The 15,048-nt window shown below is 61.5% G+C and carries 15 protein-coding genes and 2 riboswitches; of the genes, 11 read left to right on the forward strand and 4 right to left on the reverse strand.

Annotated elements, in window-relative coordinates:
• Nucleotides 1-68: 68 nt before the first annotated feature.
• Nucleotides 69-701, reverse strand: coding sequence for a YkoF family thiamine/hydroxymethylpyrimidine-binding protein (locus ACTHXA_RS01625; RefSeq protein WP_441668681.1), 633 nt, complete (start codon nucleotides 699-701; stop codon nucleotides 69-71).
• A 49-nt stretch (nucleotides 702-750) separates the two neighbouring features.
• Nucleotides 751-860: riboswitch (TPP riboswitch) on the forward strand.
• 127 nt (nucleotides 861-987) lie between these two features.
• Here ACTHXA_RS01625 and ACTHXA_RS01630 point away from each other — a divergent pair.
• From ACTHXA_RS01630 to ACTHXA_RS01680, 11 genes are all read left to right on the forward strand, one after another.
• The gene (locus tag ACTHXA_RS01630) at nucleotides 988-1,986 is read left to right on the forward strand and encodes an ABC transporter substrate-binding protein (protein ID WP_441668683.1); all 999 of its coding nucleotides are present in this window, start codon (nucleotides 988-990) and stop codon (nucleotides 1,984-1,986) included.
• On the forward strand, nucleotides 1,983-2,777 hold the full coding sequence (locus tag ACTHXA_RS01635; RefSeq protein ID WP_441668685.1) for an ABC transporter permease: 795 nt from the start codon (nucleotides 1,983-1,985) through the stop codon (nucleotides 2,775-2,777). Before ACTHXA_RS01630 ends, ACTHXA_RS01635 begins: the two co-directional genes overlap by 4 nt.
• Entirely contained in the window at nucleotides 2,774-3,595 is an 822-nt protein-coding gene (locus ACTHXA_RS01640) for an ABC transporter ATP-binding protein (protein ID WP_441668687.1), read from the forward strand. Before ACTHXA_RS01635 ends, ACTHXA_RS01640 begins: the two co-directional genes overlap by 4 nt.
• Before the next feature lie 78 nt (nucleotides 3,596-3,673).
• Complete coding sequence (locus ACTHXA_RS01645) at nucleotides 3,674-4,144, forward strand: DUF6993 domain-containing protein (RefSeq protein ID WP_441668689.1); 471 nt, start codon at nucleotides 3,674-3,676, stop codon at nucleotides 4,142-4,144.
• Nucleotides 4,145-4,263: 119 nt separating this feature from the next.
• Nucleotides 4,264-5,946, forward strand: a complete 1,683-nt coding sequence (ettA, locus tag ACTHXA_RS01650) for an energy-dependent translational throttle protein EttA (RefSeq protein ID WP_441668691.1) — start codon at nucleotides 4,264-4,266, stop codon at nucleotides 5,944-5,946.
• Nucleotides 5,947-6,002: 56 nt separating this feature from the next.
• A complete protein-coding gene (locus ACTHXA_RS01655) occupies nucleotides 6,003-6,473 on the forward strand; it encodes an acyl-CoA thioesterase (RefSeq protein ID WP_441668693.1) in 471 nt (156 codons plus the stop codon).
• A gap of 9 nt (nucleotides 6,474-6,482) precedes the next feature.
• Nucleotides 6,483-7,232, forward strand: a complete 750-nt coding sequence (locus ACTHXA_RS01660) for a hypothetical protein (RefSeq protein WP_441668695.1) — start codon at nucleotides 6,483-6,485, stop codon at nucleotides 7,230-7,232.
• A 99-nt stretch (nucleotides 7,233-7,331) separates the two neighbouring features.
• Nucleotides 7,332-8,678, forward strand: a complete 1,347-nt coding sequence (gene gdhA / locus ACTHXA_RS01665; RefSeq protein WP_441669031.1) for an NADP-specific glutamate dehydrogenase — start codon at nucleotides 7,332-7,334, stop codon at nucleotides 8,676-8,678.
• Between the two features lie 137 nt (nucleotides 8,679-8,815).
• Nucleotides 8,816-8,917: riboswitch (TPP riboswitch) on the forward strand.
• A gap of 45 nt (nucleotides 8,918-8,962) precedes the next feature.
• Nucleotides 8,963-10,009, forward strand: coding sequence for a thiamine ABC transporter substrate-binding protein (locus tag ACTHXA_RS01670; RefSeq protein WP_441668697.1), 1,047 nt, complete (start codon nucleotides 8,963-8,965; stop codon nucleotides 10,007-10,009).
• A 17-nt stretch (nucleotides 10,010-10,026) separates the two neighbouring features.
• The gene (locus ACTHXA_RS01675) at nucleotides 10,027-11,688 is read left to right on the forward strand and encodes an ABC transporter permease (RefSeq protein WP_441668699.1); all 1,662 of its coding nucleotides are present in this window, start codon (nucleotides 10,027-10,029) and stop codon (nucleotides 11,686-11,688) included.
• A 5-nt stretch (nucleotides 11,689-11,693) separates the two neighbouring features.
• A complete protein-coding gene (locus ACTHXA_RS01680; protein ID WP_441668701.1) occupies nucleotides 11,694-12,395 on the forward strand; it encodes an ABC transporter ATP-binding protein in 702 nt (233 codons plus the stop codon).
• On the opposite strand, the gene ACTHXA_RS01685 is transcribed toward ACTHXA_RS01680, so the two are convergent.
• From ACTHXA_RS01685 to ACTHXA_RS01695, 3 genes are read right to left on the reverse strand one after another with little or no spacing between them, the layout of a single operon-like run.
• Nucleotides 12,362-13,588: an MFS transporter gene (locus ACTHXA_RS01685; protein ID WP_441668703.1), complete on the reverse strand. Its 1,227-nt coding sequence runs from the start codon at nucleotides 13,586-13,588 to the stop codon at nucleotides 12,362-12,364. The two genes, ACTHXA_RS01680 and ACTHXA_RS01685, sit on opposite strands and share 34 nt — an antisense overlap.
• Nucleotides 13,589-13,592: 4 nt before the next feature.
• Complete coding sequence (locus tag ACTHXA_RS01690) at nucleotides 13,593-14,000, reverse strand: globin (RefSeq protein ID WP_441668705.1); 408 nt, start codon at nucleotides 13,998-14,000, stop codon at nucleotides 13,593-13,595.
• 9 nt (nucleotides 14,001-14,009) lie between these two features.
• On the reverse strand, nucleotides 14,010-14,999 hold the full coding sequence (locus ACTHXA_RS01695) for a mechanosensitive ion channel family protein (RefSeq protein ID WP_441668707.1): 990 nt from the start codon (nucleotides 14,997-14,999) through the stop codon (nucleotides 14,010-14,012).
• Nucleotides 15,000-15,048 lie beyond the last annotated feature (49 nt).

Here is a 15,048-nt window from a genome sequence, read left to right on the forward strand (position 1 = left end):
ACACTTGGCTATTGGCTCGTGGGCGGATTCATCCTCCCCACGAGCTGGCTGCTGTATTCCGTCACACGTCAGTCCGTGATCGGTGATGGGCTGTTGATCGACAGCGTGAGGTGCGTGACGACGTGCTGCACCGTTTTGCCAACCCCAATCCACGCATTCGCCACGGTCCGCAACACGAGCGCAAGGTCACCGTCGAGGCGCGTTGCATAGTGATCCGAACCGGAATAGATACCGTCGGCACGGGCCTGATCAACCGCGGCATAAATCGGCGACATGTGTTCGCCCGCCGAGTCGCCATCGAGCAGCGGGTAGAGCGACCAGTGTGCGCGGGCACGAACTCCTGTTTGTCCGAGTGAGATTGGCTCAGCCCCGAGCGCGCTCACGCCTGCGGGGAGTTCGCACAACAACTCGCCAGGGCACCCGCGCGAGAGCAAGATTGACGCCGAGAGGTGTGCACCGCTCTTCGACGCGTGCGCAATGACCGCGCATAAATACTCGAGGATGCGCTGCTCGGTTCCGCCAATAAAAGTCGAGATGTCACCGGTCTCTACCGTGAGTCCCGTGGCGTCGGCACTCCGGAGCGCGCCAAGAATGATCTCCGGATAATCCGAGTCGTAGACGGCGAGCGTGAAGCGGGCGCCGACGCCATACTGCTGCGGCGTCATCGGAGTGTCTGCGGGAGAGAGCTGTTCGTATGTCACGGGCACACACCCTAGGCGATGTTTTTGTGCGAGCGCGCGCATGCCTATGATGGTTCCACACGGGAGTCCGGTATGCCGGGCTGAGAGGAAGGTCATCAACCTTCGACCGTCGAACCTGATCTGGATCATGCCAGCGCAGGGAGACACTCTTCAAACCCGTGCCCATCAATGACAGAGAGGGCACGCTTCAATGCGCCACCACGTTAATCGGCGGAACTCCGCCAACCAATTCCCCGGCACTCGGCTCTCGACCAGCCGCAGGAACATATTCTCAACCGTCGCGCTGGTGAGTGCAGTCGGTCTCGCACTGACCGGATGCGCCGCCAGCAACTCGGATGCGACACCGGAGGAAACCTCCCTCACGCCGGTCACTTTCGCACTCGACTGGGCACCGAACACCAACCACATCGGCGTGTACGTCGCCGAAGCACTCGGTTACTTCGACGAAGCCGGCCTCGACGTGGAAATCCTGCCCTACGGATCCACTGCCTCCACGCAACTCGTGTCTTCGGGAGCCGCTGACTTCGGAATCGGCGGCCAGTCCAATGTCCAGATGGCTCGAACCTCGGGGCTCGATCTCATTTCCGTATATCGAGTGACCCAGTCGGATACCGGCGAACTCGTCGTACTCGGCGACCGAGAGGATGTGGCATCGCCAGCGGACCTCGACGGTGCGACATTCGGTGGTTTCGGATCACCGCTTTACACCGCTCTCGCTGCCGCAACCATCCAGGGTGACGGCGGCAGCGGCGAATTTGAAGAAGTCGTCCTCGACACCGGTGCCTATGAAGCACTGTCGCAAGGGCGCATTGACTTCACCCTCTCGGTCGCGACGTGGGAGGGACTGCAAGCCGAAATCGACGGGCACCCCTACCTCGGTTTCAGCTACCAGGACTACGGCGTGCCCGACCAACAATCCACGGGCATCGTCTCGAGCGATGCCTACCTCGCTGAGCATCCTGAAGAAGCGACGGCCTTTGTGCAGGCCGTCGCGCGCGGCTACGAATACGCGGCAGAGCATCCCTCCGAAGCGGCCGAAATCCTGATCGAGGCCAACCCTGACACACTGGGCACCGCCACCGAACTCGTGCACAACAGTGCAGAGCTGCTGGCAACAGACGGCTACTTCACGTCCCAGGACCGCGAAATCGGTGCCGCAAACCCCGAGGCCTGGGCGGAATTCGGCACCTTCCTCTTCGAACAGGACTTCCTCGTCGACGCGGAAGGAAACGTGCTGACCTCGGAACCGGATTGGACCGAGTACTACACGGACGACTACCTGTGATTCGACTTCACTGGGGGCAGCTCGGCGGCGTTCTCGCCGCGGTGCTGCCCCCGCTCATCGCACTCTTCCTCCTGCTCGCACTGTGGCAAGGGGTGGCGTCGGCGGGGCTGCTCCCGGCCGACATTCTGCCCTCACCCACACGAATCCTTGCCTCGGGCCAGGCTGAGGGGGCAGCGCTCCTGCAGCACGCGATCCCGACACTCGTGGCTACCGTCGTCGGCTTCGCACTTTCGGTCACGGTCGCCTTTGTCACCGCCGCGCTGCTCGATTTTTCTGGTCCGCTACGCCGAGCGATCTTGCCACTGCTCATCATCAGTCAGACGCTGCCGCTCATCGCTCTTGCGCCACTGGTGGTGTTGTGGTTTGGGTTTGGTCTGCTCCCAAAAATACTGCTCGTTGCCTTTGTGACCTTCTTCCCAATGGTGGTCGGATTCATGCGGGGATTTTCATCGGCCGGCCCGGAGGCAGAGAACCTGCTGCGCTCAATGGGAGCCTCGCGTGCCGCAGTGTTCCGTTACCTTCGCTTACCGGCAGCGACTCCCTCCTTCTTCTCTTCGCTGCGCATCTCAATTACCTATGCCGTGGTGGGCGCGATCTTTGCGGAATACGCGGGGGCCGTCGCGGGACTCGGGGTCTACATGCAGTCCGCGAAGCACGTGTTCCGTACGGATCTCGTTTTGGCAGCCGTGCTCGTGAGCACGATTCTGACGCTCGCCCTTTACGGACTCGCGGTGCTGAGCGAGCGCATCCTCGTGCCATGGATTCGAGTCGAACAGGGAGCGCAGCGATGACGGCAACCGGAGAACACGGTGCGATCGTTCCCCGCGGAGCGCTCACCATCCGAAATCTCACTAAGCGCTTCGGTGAAAAACAGGTCCTCGAACAGGTCAACCTCGACGTGGCTCCCGGCGAAATTGTCGCCCTGGTGGGTCCCAGTGGCAGCGGAAAATCAACGCTCCTTTCGATCCTGACCGGCGCGTTGCAAGCGGATGCGGGGGAGATTCTATTTGACGGCGCGCCAGTGCCGACAAAGAACCGGCCCTTTGCGTATATGCCGCAGCGCGACGTGCTCTTGCCTTGGCGTCGAATTCTGGACAATGCTGGAATCGGGCTCGAAGTCGCGGGATGCTCTCGCCAAGCAGCGAGGCAACGCGTCATCGAACTACTCGAGCCGTTCGGACTCGTTGGTACTGAGCGGCTCTACCCGCGGCAGCTTTCGGGCGGGATGCGGCAGCGAGTGTCATTTCTCCGGACCGTCGTGCAGAACAAACCCGTGCTGCTGCTTGATGAACCGTTCGGCGCGCTCGATGCGATTACCCGGGACGAATTGCAACGCTGGCTGCTGGAGATTTGGCAGGAAAATAACTGGAGCATCCTTTTGATTACGCACGATATTCGGGAAGCCGTGCGCTTATCCGACCGCGTGCTCGTGATGCCCGCAAACGCCGGTTCGCTCCGCGGGGACATCAGGATCGACCGCGATATTCCGCGTCATGACGGCTTTCTCCACGACCCGCGCGTGGCACCGCTCGAGGCGCACCTCTATGAAGTACTTGGCCACGCATCCGCCCAACCAACCAGCAATTGGAGTCCTCGCAGTACGCAATAATGGGCCGGGCCCTCAGGAATGCTTCCACTAAGCACTCCTATGCTTTGGGACATTGTGTTCGTTCGTGAAAGGAAGCTAGTGCCTCAGCTTCGAAAGCTCTCCGTTGTTGCCATTCTTGCGACGGCGGGACTGACACTGGCTGGTTGCGCCACGGATTCTGGGCCCGGCCCCACCGATACTGCCGACACAAGCTCGACTGAGAACGCCACGGCACCGGAAGCGACTTTTGTCCCGGGTGGGGGAGCCGAAGAGAATAAGGCCTTCTTCGACCAAACCCTCGAGGGCTTGCTGGAAGCAAACCCCGATGCGGGATCGCATGAACTGGTGAACACGCTCACCGAGGCCGGCTTCGACAAATCACAAATGGAAGTGACCTTCGACGAGACGAGCGTCGACCTCGAGGCGGCGTTCGTCATTGTCTCCGTGAAGATGCCCGACAATATGTGCCTGATCGGCCAGACTGGCACGCACGGCTACGCATCAGAACTGGTCGAGCCGATGAGTACCGGTAAGTGCCTGATCGGCATGACCCAGGACATCGACTGGTAGCGAAGTCGGGGCAATCCCAAGAGTTTCAGAAATGACCGGCTGATAGAGTCGGTGCAGGCCCCGTGAGGGCCACATTGCTTTGTCCACGCGCCCACCAGGGCTCTTGAAGACTGGAATTTATGGCTGAGTTCATTTACCAAATGGTCCGTGCCCGCAAGAAGGTGGGCGATAAGCTCATCCTCGATGACGTGACCATGTCGTTCTACCCCGGTGCCAAGATCGGTATGGTCGGGCCGAACGGTGCAGGTAAGTCCACCATCCTCAAAATTATGGCCGGTCTCGACCAGCCCTCGAACGGTGAGGCGATGCTGACGGCCGGCTTCACGGTCGGCATCTTGCTGCAGGAACCACCGCTCAACGAAGAGAAGACGGTTCGCGAGAACGTTGAAGAGGGCGTTGCCGAGATCAAGGGCAAGCTCGACCGCTTCAATGAGATTTCGGCTGAGATGGCCGATCCCGACGCAGACTTTGATGCGCTCATGGAAGAGATGGGCACACTGCAGACGGCAATCGACGCCGCGGATGCCTGGGACCTCGACTCGCAGCTCGAACAGGCCATGGATGCACTTCGTTGCCCGCCTGCCGACGAGCCGGTCACGAACCTCTCCGGTGGTGAGCGACGCCGCGTGGCACTGTGCAAGCTCCTCCTCGAGAAGCCAGATCTGCTGCTGCTTGATGAGCCCACGAACCACCTCGATGCCGAGAGTGTGCTGTGGCTCGAGCAGCACCTGCAGAAGTACCCCGGCGCAGTAATTGCCGTCACGCACGACCGGTACTTCCTGGACCACGTCGCGCAGTGGATCGCGGAGGTCGACCGCGGTCGTCTCTACCCCTATGAGGGCAACTACACGACCTACTTGGAGAAGAAACAAGAGCGTCTCCAGGTGCAGGGGAAGAAGGACGCGAAACTCGCCAAGCGCCTCAGTGAAGAGCTCGAGTGGGTTCGCTCGAACACCAAGGGTCGGCAGGCGAAGTCCAAGGCACGTCTGGCACGCTACGAAGAGATGGCGGCCGAGGCTGAGCGGACTCGGAAGTTGGACTTTGAAGAGATTCAGATTCCACCGGGGCCGCGTCTCGGCAATATCGTGCTCGAAGCAAATGACTTGAAAAAGGGTTTCGGCGACCGCGTGCTCTTTGACGATTTGTCGTTCTCGCTACCTCGAAACGGAATCGTCGGCATCATCGGTCCCAACGGTGTCGGTAAGTCGACGCTGTTCAAGACCGTGGTTGGTCTGGAAGAGCTTGATGACGGTGACCTCAAAATCGGTGACACCGTGCAGATCTCCTACGTCGACCAGAGCCGTGCCGGTATCGACCCAGAGAAAAATGTCTGGGAAGTCGTCTCTGATGGCCTGGACTTCATCCAGGTTGGCAAGGTAGAAATCCCCTCCCGTGCCTACGTGTCCTCCTTTGGGTTCAAGGGGCCGGACCAGCAGAAAAAGGCCGGTGTGCTCTCCGGTGGTGAACGCAACCGCCTCAACCTCGCGCTGACGCTCAAGCAGGGTGGAAACCTACTGCTGCTTGACGAACCGACGAACGACCTCGACGTGGAAACACTCTCGAGCCTCGAAAACGCACTCCTCGAGTTCCCCGGTTGCGCCGTGGTCATCACCCACGACCGGTGGTTCCTCGACCGAGTGGCAACCCACATCCTCGCGTACGAAGGTACCGATGAGGACCCCTCGAACTGGTACTGGTACGAGGGCAACTTCGAAGGCTACGAAGCCAACAAGGTGGAGCGACTCGGCCCAGAAGCGGCGAAGCCCTCGCGCGTGACCTACCGGAAGCTCACGCGCGACTAATGCAGGTCGGCTGGGTATCGGGAGAAGAGGACGGACAGCGGCGATACCACGTGGCAATGCCCGTGCGTTGGCGTGACCTTGACGCGTACAACCACGTGAACAATGCCACGATGATGACGCTGCTCGAAGAATCGCGCACGATTGCGTTCTGGAAAGTCCACCCTGACGACCCCAGCCCCGAACGGCCTCTTGCCGTGGTGGATGCGCAAGCGGATTCGGCAACGAATACGCTCATCCAGCGGCAAGAGGCCGAATACAAGGTGCCCATTCCGTACGGACACGAGCCCCTCGACATTCAGCTTTGGGTGAGTGAGCTTTCCGCGGCATCGGTGGAGGTGTCCTACGAGGTTTGGAACCCCGTGACGGCACCCAAGCGCATCCTGCACACCGTCGCCCGCAGCACGATCGTGTTTGTGGATACCGCGACGGGTCGCCCGCGTCGCGTAAACGAACTCGAGCGAGCCGCGTGGTTGCCATTTCTCGGCGCGCCATCGCGGATGCGTATCGACAAGCCGCGTCGAAGCTAGGTGTGGGGCATGCCCGCGATGCTGTATCTGGCGGATCCAAAGGACCGCGATGATCTCGCGACGTTCCTAGGGCGCGCAGGCCGAATTGAGGACGCGGGACTGCGATTGCAGGAAGTGCCGAATGGCATTGCCTGCTGGGTCCCCGTGCTCCGTCCCGCGGGGCTCCTTACCGACTCGCCCCTGGTCATCGGGGTGCGTGGGATCCCTGGGCGCATTGAAAGTACTGAAGCGAATGACTTCGATGGCGAACGGATCGACCTCGTTGTGCCCCTTCGCGGGATGCTCGATCGGCTTGCGCGGGAGGCCGCATCCGAACTTGAAGCGACGCGGATGCTGCTACCGAGTGAGCGTCCGCACGAGTCTTGGACCGGAGTCACTCCGCCGCTTTCCGGGTGGGAACCGATAGGTATGCTCTCGGCGGAAGTGCTCAATCAAGTCGCCGAGGACGGTATCGCCGAAGTGGGCGAGCGGGTCGGGGGAGGACTCGGCCAGATTCTCGCGGAGGAAATCCGCACGAATACCTGGACCAGACCGCTGCCGGAGTTGGCGCGATTACGGAAGGCGAAACGCGACGCCGATCGCGCGAACGAGACCGCGCACGATGCCGCGGCTGCAGCACCGCTGCCGCCCGCAGGTGTCGCGTTCGCGGCGCACGCGCTCGGATTCTTGAGGTCGGGGATGCCGGGCCAACTGTCACAGGCCCCGGGCTGGTGGCGGATCGCGTTTCCCGCCGGCAATGTACTCGTTCGCCGACGATAAACCTTCCGAAAGCTCTACCGTGCTCTCACGATACGGACTACGATTCAATTCGGTGGCTGATCAATCCAGCCTGGAAAGGAAATCCCTCCTGTGACTTCAATGCACACGACGATAGAGACCCTCAAGCGCGAGATCTTCGCGCGGAACTCGGGTGAACCCGAATTCCAACAGGCAGTTGCCGAGGTCCTCGACTCGTTGCCGCCCGTTTTGGAACGGCACCCCGAATACCTCGATCAGGACATCGTTCACCGGCTCGCAGAACCGGAGCGTCAGATCATCTTCCGTGTGCCTTGGATTGACTCTGAAGGCCACGTCAACATCAATCGCGGCTTCCGCGTCGAATACAACTCGGCACTCGGGCCATACAAGGGCGGGCTGCGTTTCCACCCTTCGGTAAACCTCAGCATTGTCAAGTTCCTCGGGTTCGAGCAGATCTTCAAGAATGCACTCACCGGCCTGCCAATTGGTGGCGGTAAGGGTGGTTCCGACTTCGACCCGCGTGGCCGCTCGAACCGCGACATCATGGCCTTTTGCCAGTCCTTCATGACCGAGCTGTATCGCCACATTGGTGAGCACACCGATGTGCCCGCAGGCGACATCGGTGTAGGCTCGCGCGAAATTGGCTACCTCTTCGGCCAGTACAAGCGCATCCAGAACCGCTTTGAAGCGGGAACCCTCACGGGTAAGGGCCTGTCCTGGGGAGGGTCGCTCGTGCGCCCCGAAGCAACCGGATACGGCACCATTTTCTTTGCTCGTGAAATGTACGGCACCCGTAATGAGTCATTCGAAGACAAGACCGTTTCGGTCTCCGGCTCGGGGAATGTCGCAATCTTCGCGATCGAGAAGGCACAGCAGCTGGGGGCCAAGGTCGTCACCGCATCCGATTCCTCGGGTGTGATTTACGACCCCGACGGTATCGACCTCGACCTCCTAAAAACGATCAAGCTCGAAGAGCGCGGTCGAATTCGCGAATACGCGGATCGCCGCAGCAATCGAGTGGAGTTCCACGAAAACCTCAGCGACGTGTGGCACGTTCCGGTGCACGTGGCACTGCCCTGTGCAACCGAAAACGAGCTGGACCTCGACGCGGCAAAGAAACTCCTCGAAAACGGTGTCGAAGTCGTCGCGGAAGGCGCAAATATGCCCTGCACCGCGGAAGCCGCTACGCTCTTGCGTGAGACGGATTCGGTGCTCTTCGGACCGGCCAAGGCAGTGAACTCGGGCGGTGTCGCCACCAGCGCACTCGAAATGCAGCAGAATGCATCCCGCGACTCCTGGTCCTTTGACTACACCGAAGCACGACTCGACGAGATCATGGTTTCAGTGCACAAACGGTGCCGCAACACGGCCGCCGACTACGGCAGCCCGAACGACTACGTGCTCGGTGCGAATATCGCCGGTTTCACCAAGGTCGTCGAAGCGATGCTCGCCCAGGGCGTCGTGTAAGCCAGCGAGTCGTCTAAAACCCTGGTCGTCGACGCGACACCGCAACTCGGACCCCGAAATCCCACCAGGATTTCGAGGTCCGAGTCGTTAATCCAGCCGGTTCAATTCGACAATGCCGCCGAAGTCGCTATGCTGGGTTCTCACGACAGGGGAGCACCACTTGGTGCTGAGAGTGCGGAAACGCAGACCCTCGAACCTGCCCGGTTAGCACCGGCGAAGGAAGTCGGGATCTCTCCTTGCACCGCAAAATAGTGGTGTAAGCCCTCCATGCGAATGGAGGACAGATGCAACGTCGAATTACCCTGGCCGCAGCAATTGCGACCGCAACACTCGTACTGACTGGCTGCTCGGCGGTAGACCAGCTTTCGGAACCAAACGCATCCGAAAGCGCTGGCGGGACGGTCACGATCCTCACGCACGATTCCTTCGTGATCACGGATGAACAAATTGCCGCATTCGAAGACCAGAGCGGCTACCAACTGCAGACCACCGCTCCCGGTGACGCCGGTGTGGTGGTGAACCAGCTTGTTCTCGCGGGTGATGCACCGACCGTCGACGGCGTGTATGGGGTGGAGAACTTTTCGGCCCAAACACTCGTGGATGCGGGGGTACTCGCCTCATACACGTCGCCGAATCTTCCCGAGTCGGCGAACGAGCTCATGATTGATGATCTGCTGACCCCAATCGACCAGGGACAGGTGTGCGTCAATATCGATCACGCGTGGTTCACCGAGAATGGCATGCCCGAGCCAGAAACACTCGAGGACCTCGCGCAGCCCGAGTATGCGGAGCTACTGGTCACCACCAACCCCGCGACTTCCTCACCGGGCCTCGCGTTCCTCGTCGCCACCGTTACCGAACAGGGGGAGGACTGGGAAGACTACTGGCAGCAACTGCTCGACGGGGGAACCAAGGTGGCCTCGGGCTGGTCGGATGCGTACTACGTCGATTTCTCCGGCGCGGAAGGCCAGGGCGCGTATCCACTCGTGCTGAGCTATTCCTCATCACCGGCCGAAGCCGACGGTGCGACCGGGGTGCTCGAAGCGAGCTGCACGCCGCAGGTCGAGTACGCCGGTGTCGTCGAAGGCGCCGCGAACCCCGAGGGTGCGCAGGCCTTCATCGACTTCATGCTCGCCGAGGAATTCCAGACGAGCCTGCCCGAGAACATGTACATGTACCCGGTTGATGACGCGACCGCTCTTCCGGAAGCCTGGGCCGAACACGCGACGCTGGTGGATGACCCCATCCAGCCCGACCTCGCCGAGGTCGCTGCACAGCGCGAGAACTGGATCGAAACCTGGACAGATCTCTTCGAGAACGGCGCTGGCTAGACCTCGTGAAAGCGGGGATGCGCGCGACCGGTGCGTGGGGAAACGTCGCTTGGACGGCGGCGGCAATCGTGCCGCTCGCCTTCCTCGCGGTCTTTTTCGCGTGGCCGGTCGGCGCGATTTTGAGCCGAGGCTTCGTCACAGATGGCCAGCTCAACCTGTCCATGTTCGGCGAGGTGCTCGGTCAGACTCGCACCTGGCGAATCCTCGCGCAGACACTGTGGATGGCGTTGGCGGGAACCGTGGGCGCAATTGTGCTTGGCATACCGGGCGCATACATCCTGTACCGCTGCCGTTTCCCAGGGCGCACGGTGCTGCGCGGGATCGCGACAGTGCCGTTCGTGCTGCCGACGGTCGTGGTGGGTGTGGCATTTCGCGCGCTGCTCTCCGAACGCGGGCCGCTTGGGTTCCTCGGCTTGGATGGCACGACCACCGCGGTGATTCTCGCGATGGTGTTCTTCAACTATTCCGTTGTCGTGCGCCAAGTGGGTTCGCTCTGGGCCACGCTTGATCCGCGCACTCCGGAAGCAGCACGGACGCTCGGTGCATCGCCGTTTCGTGCCTTTGTCACGGTCACCCTGCCGCAACTGGGACCCGCGGTGGCTTCAGCGGCGAGCCTGGTGTTTTTGTACTGTTCCACGGCCTTCGGCATTGTGGTGACGCTCGGGCAGCCCGGATACGGCACGCTCGAAACCGAAATCTATACCCAGACGACGGTGTTCCTGAACCTATCCGGAGCCGCGGTGTTGTCGATCCTGCAGTTCGTGATCGTGCTGATCGCGGTGCTGTTATCGAACCGCGCCCGGCACGGCACCGAGACGGCGTTGCGTCTGCGCGAAGCCGTGAACACTCGGCTTAGTCGCGGCGACGCGGTGCCGGCAGCGATCACGTTCTTCACGATCGCGGGGCTGATCATCGCACCCCTGGCAGCACTGATATTGCGCTCCCTGCAGCGCGCCGGTGAGTGGAGTTTCGGCAACTACGCGCTGCTCACTTCCAGCGGGGAAGGCTTTGCGGGCGGTGCCACGGTGCTCGAGGCACTCGAACACTCACTGAAAATTGCGCTCGATGCCACGGTGATTGCCCTCGCAATTGGCGTGCCGCTCGCGCTGGTGCTCTCGCGCCGCACGAAACGCTCTGGCTTCAAGCGGACGCAGCGGATCATCGACGGGGCAGTAATGCTGCCGCTCGGTGTCTCCGCGGTCACTGTCGGATTTGGTTTCGTGGTCTCCCTGCAAGCGGTGGCACCGCAGCTCGCACATTCGGGGCTGCTCGTGCCGCTTGCTCAGGCGGTGGTTGCGCTCCCGCTGGTCGTGCGCTCACTCGTCCCGGTTTTGCGGGCGATCGACCCGCGGCTGCGAGAGGCTGCGGCCACGCTTGGCGCTTCGCCCGGTCGGGTGCTGCGCACCGTGGACGGACCGTTTCTCGCGCGCGGCCTCGGCCTCGCCGCTGGATTCGCGTTCGCGGTTTCGCTGGGTGAGTTCGGCGCGACGAGTTTTCTTGCCGCACCCGACTACGTGACACTGCCCGTGCTCATTGTTCGGTTGCTCTCACGACCGGGCGCAGATAATTACGGAATGGCACTTGCCGCCGCAGTGCTCCTTGCGACTGTCACGGCCATCGTGATCGTCGTGTGTGAGCGACTGCGTCCGCGCGGAGCCGGGGAGGTCACCGGATGGTAGACGAAATGAATCCAGACACAACGAAACCAGAGACAACGAACACGACGCCGCAGCCCGCACTCGAATTGCGCGCCGTCGGAATCGCCTTCGAAGACGAATACGAGTGGATCAAAGACGCCAATCTCCGGGTTGAAGACGGTGAAGTGGTGGCGCTCCTGGGCCCTTCGGGTTCGGGAAAATCAACGCTCTTACGCGGCATCGCCGGCCTCGAAACGCAGACCAGCGGCGAAATGTGGATGCGCGGTCGGCTCGTGAACGACGTCCCAACTCACCAGCGCGACTGCGGAATGGTCTTCCAAGACGGGCAGCTGTTTCCACATCGCAACGTGGCTCGAAATATTGCGTACGGGCTGGAGTCGGCTCGCTGGCCGCGCGCCAAGATCACGAAGCGGGTGGATGCGATGCTCGAGCTCGTGGGGCTGGAAGGCTTCGGCGACCGCGCGGTGCAGACGCTTTCTGGCGGTCAAGCACAGCGCGTTGCCCTCGCGCGTTCACTCGCGACGCGTCCCCAACTCCTCTTGCTTGACGAGCCGCTTTCCGCGCTCGACCGCGAGCTGCGGGAGCGGCTCGCGGGGGACCTGCGGCGCATCCTGACCCGCACCGGCACGAGTGCGGTACACGTCACGCATGACGAAGATGAGGCGGCAACGATCGCCGATCGCACCGTGTTCATTCACGAGGGGCGGCTCGTGACCTCGCGCTCGTAGTCGTTCTTGCTGTCGACAAGATAGGCAGCCGGCAGCGTCGCGACTCCGGTCAGCATGAGGAAGATCACCGGGGCGACCCAGGAACCAGTCGTGCTGTGCAGGAGCGACACAATCAGCGGCCCGGTGGCTGCAATGAGGTAGCCAACGCCCTGTACGAAGGCGCTCAAACGGGCGGCGCCGAGTACGGTGGCGGAACGGACACTCACGAGGGTCATGGACATTGAAAACAGCAGCTGTGCCACCCCGAGAAGCGTCACTGGCCAGAACACCTGTGATCCCGGAACCACGAGCATGAGCGCATAACCGCTGATAAAGAGCCCGACTCCGATGAAGGATGCGCTGCGAACGTGTCGGTCTCGAGTCGCGATAGTCGGTGCAATAAATCCGACCGGGATGCCGAGCAGCGCAAACCAGCTCAGCTGCAGGTTCGCAGCCGCTGGATCGAGCCCCTTGAACTCGATGAGCAACTGCGGCAGCCACGCGAAGATCGCGTAAGAGTTGAGCGAGCACACGCAAAACAGCGCGGCAATCACCCAGGCGGTGCGCGAATGGAAGGGTCTCGGTGTTTCGGTGGTTGCGGTGGGGACCGCACCCGTGATCGCCGGGGCGACAGCGAGCGTATTGCGATCCGTAATCCAGAGCACGATCCACGGCAGCATCGCACAGATAGCAACCGCACCCCAGAACGCCAAGGAGAATCGCCAGCCATGGTCGTTCGCGAGCTGTGCGGCGATCAGTGGTGGAGCGGATGCGGAAATCGCGATGCCCACGATGTAGACGGAGGTTATTGGCCCGATGTGCTTGGGGAAGCGTGCCTTCACGATCGGTGGCAGCAACACATTGCCCACACCCATCGCCACCAGCGCAATTGCGGTGCCCGCACCAATACCCCAGGCACTCTGGGCGAGTGACCGAATCACAAAGCCCACCACGATTACCGCGAGGCTCACGACGACGATGGATTCGAGCGAAAATCTACGACTCAGTGGCCGCGCAATAAAGCCCGCCGCCGCAAAGCACAGTGGCGGCAGCATCCCAATCACACCGAGCGAAAGACTCGACAGCGGGATTTCTTCACCGACAATCAGCGTGATCGGGGAGAAGCTGGACACTGCCGTTCGAAGGTTAAACGAGAGCAGCGCAATCGCGAGCAGTCCGAGGGCGATGAACACCCAGGATGAGCGGTGCTTCAAGAGACTAATTGGCCTTTGGGGTCGGCTCGAAAGTGTTCACCATTGCCGTGGCGGCCCGATCAAAGTACTCGAGCATTTGAGTGCGCACCATCGGTGGAAACTCCATAGACTCCACCGCCGCGGTCATGTGCTTGAGCCAGTGCTCGCGTGCTTCCGGATTGACGTGGAAGGGGTTGTGCCGCATCCGCAGCCGCGGGTGGCCGCGCGCCTCGGAATAGGTGCTGGGGCCGCCCCAGTATTGGGCGAGAAAGCGGCTCAGTCGCCAAATCGCGCCCTCGAGGTCCTCCTGCGGATACATCGGCCACAGCACCTCGTCGGCTTGGACATCGTCGTAGAACCGACGAGTGAGTTCCTCAAACGTGTCCATGCCGCCGATTTCGTCATACACGGTCAATGCAGCGGGGTCAGTCATGCAACCAGCTTAGTTCTCCGCAACTGGCGGCTCACCGGCATCCTGACGGCGCTGCGCCTCTTGCTTGCCGTCGATACCGGTTGCCTTTTGGTGTCGGACCCCGTTCGGTCCGTCAAAAATGATGGTGTTCATTGCCGGCAGCGAAATGCCTTCCGCCTTGAGCGCATCCTGGATGCGGGCACGCAACTCACGCTCGACACTCCAGCGATCGCCCGGGGTGGTCTTGACGACGAGACGAACGATGACCGCCTCTGCCGACAGGGTTTGCAGCCCCCAGATGGTTGGCTCCTCGAGGATTTTGAGCATCCAATCGGGGTCTTCGGTGAGTCCCTCCGCGGCAACCAACATTGTCGCTTTGGCCTTCTCCCGATCAACGCCATAGGGGATGGCCAGGTCGATGATCGCGCGGTTCCAGCCCTGCGAGTTATTCCCGACGCGCTGGATCTCACCGTTGCGGACATACCAAAGCTGGCCGTGGACGTCACGGACCTGCGTTACCCGCACACCGACCGATTCCACGATGCCGCTGGCGTACTCCATATCCACTTCGTCGCCGACACCGATCTGATCCTCGATCACCATGAACAGGCCGTTCAGCACGTCGCCCACGATTTTCTGGGCGCCAAAACCGAGACCGGCACCGATCGCGGCCGAAAGTACCGTGAGTGAGGCGAGGAAGCTCGGACTAATGATCCCGATCGACCACATGATCGCAATGACTGCGATCACCACCCGCAGAATATTGGTGAGCACCTGCCCGATCGTGCGAGTGCGCTGCACGGTCCGCACGGATGCGAGCGGGGACTTGAGTGAGAGCATTTGCGTGTTTTCCACGCCTCGCTTCTTTTTCACCCCGTCGACAATCTGGTCCACCGATCGAAGGATGATCCAGGTCAGTACTTTGCTGACAACCCAGGCACCCACGAGAACGAGGACGACTTGCACGAGGGGAAGAAAAGGGCCGAGAAACTCGGCGACAGTATCGAAAAATTCCTGCATATCGGTGACGAGTGTATTGAGTCACCCCGAATGTGACCTGGCTGCGCGG

It is taken from the genome of Gulosibacter sp. (genome assembly GCF_052090685.1).
In the GTDB taxonomy this organism is placed as follows: domain Bacteria; phylum Actinomycetota; class Actinomycetes; order Actinomycetales; family Microbacteriaceae; genus Gulosibacter.

Excerpts from the sequence above, each read along its gene's own strand:
- ACTHXA_RS01655 (WP_441668693.1), top strand. The coding sequence starts at position 6,003 with ATGCCCGTGCGTTGGCGTGACCTTGACGCGTACAACCACGTGAACAAT.
- ACTHXA_RS01660 (WP_441668695.1), top strand. The coding sequence starts at position 6,483 with ATGCCCGCGATGCTGTATCTGGCGGATCCAAAGGACCGCGATGATCTC.
- ACTHXA_RS01690 (WP_441668705.1), bottom strand. The coding sequence starts at position 14,000 with ATGACTGACCCCGCTGCATTGACCGTGTATGACGAAATCGGCGGCATG.
- ACTHXA_RS01680 (WP_441668701.1), top strand. The coding sequence starts at position 11,694 with ATGAATCCAGACACAACGAAACCAGAGACAACGAACACGACGCCGCAG.
- ACTHXA_RS01670 (WP_441668697.1), top strand. The coding sequence starts at position 8,963 with ATGCAACGTCGAATTACCCTGGCCGCAGCAATTGCGACCGCAACACTC.
- ACTHXA_RS01675 (WP_441668699.1), top strand. The coding sequence starts at position 10,027 with ATGCGCGCGACCGGTGCGTGGGGAAACGTCGCTTGGACGGCGGCGGCA.
- ACTHXA_RS01695 (WP_441668707.1), bottom strand. The coding sequence starts at position 14,999 with ATGCAGGAATTTTTCGATACTGTCGCCGAGTTTCTCGGCCCTTTTCTT.
- gdhA (WP_441669031.1), top strand. The coding sequence starts at position 7,332 with ATGCACACGACGATAGAGACCCTCAAGCGCGAGATCTTCGCGCGGAAC.
- ettA (WP_441668691.1), top strand. The coding sequence starts at position 4,264 with ATGGCTGAGTTCATTTACCAAATGGTCCGTGCCCGCAAGAAGGTGGGC.
- ACTHXA_RS01640 (WP_441668687.1), top strand. The coding sequence starts at position 2,774 with ATGACGGCAACCGGAGAACACGGTGCGATCGTTCCCCGCGGAGCGCTC.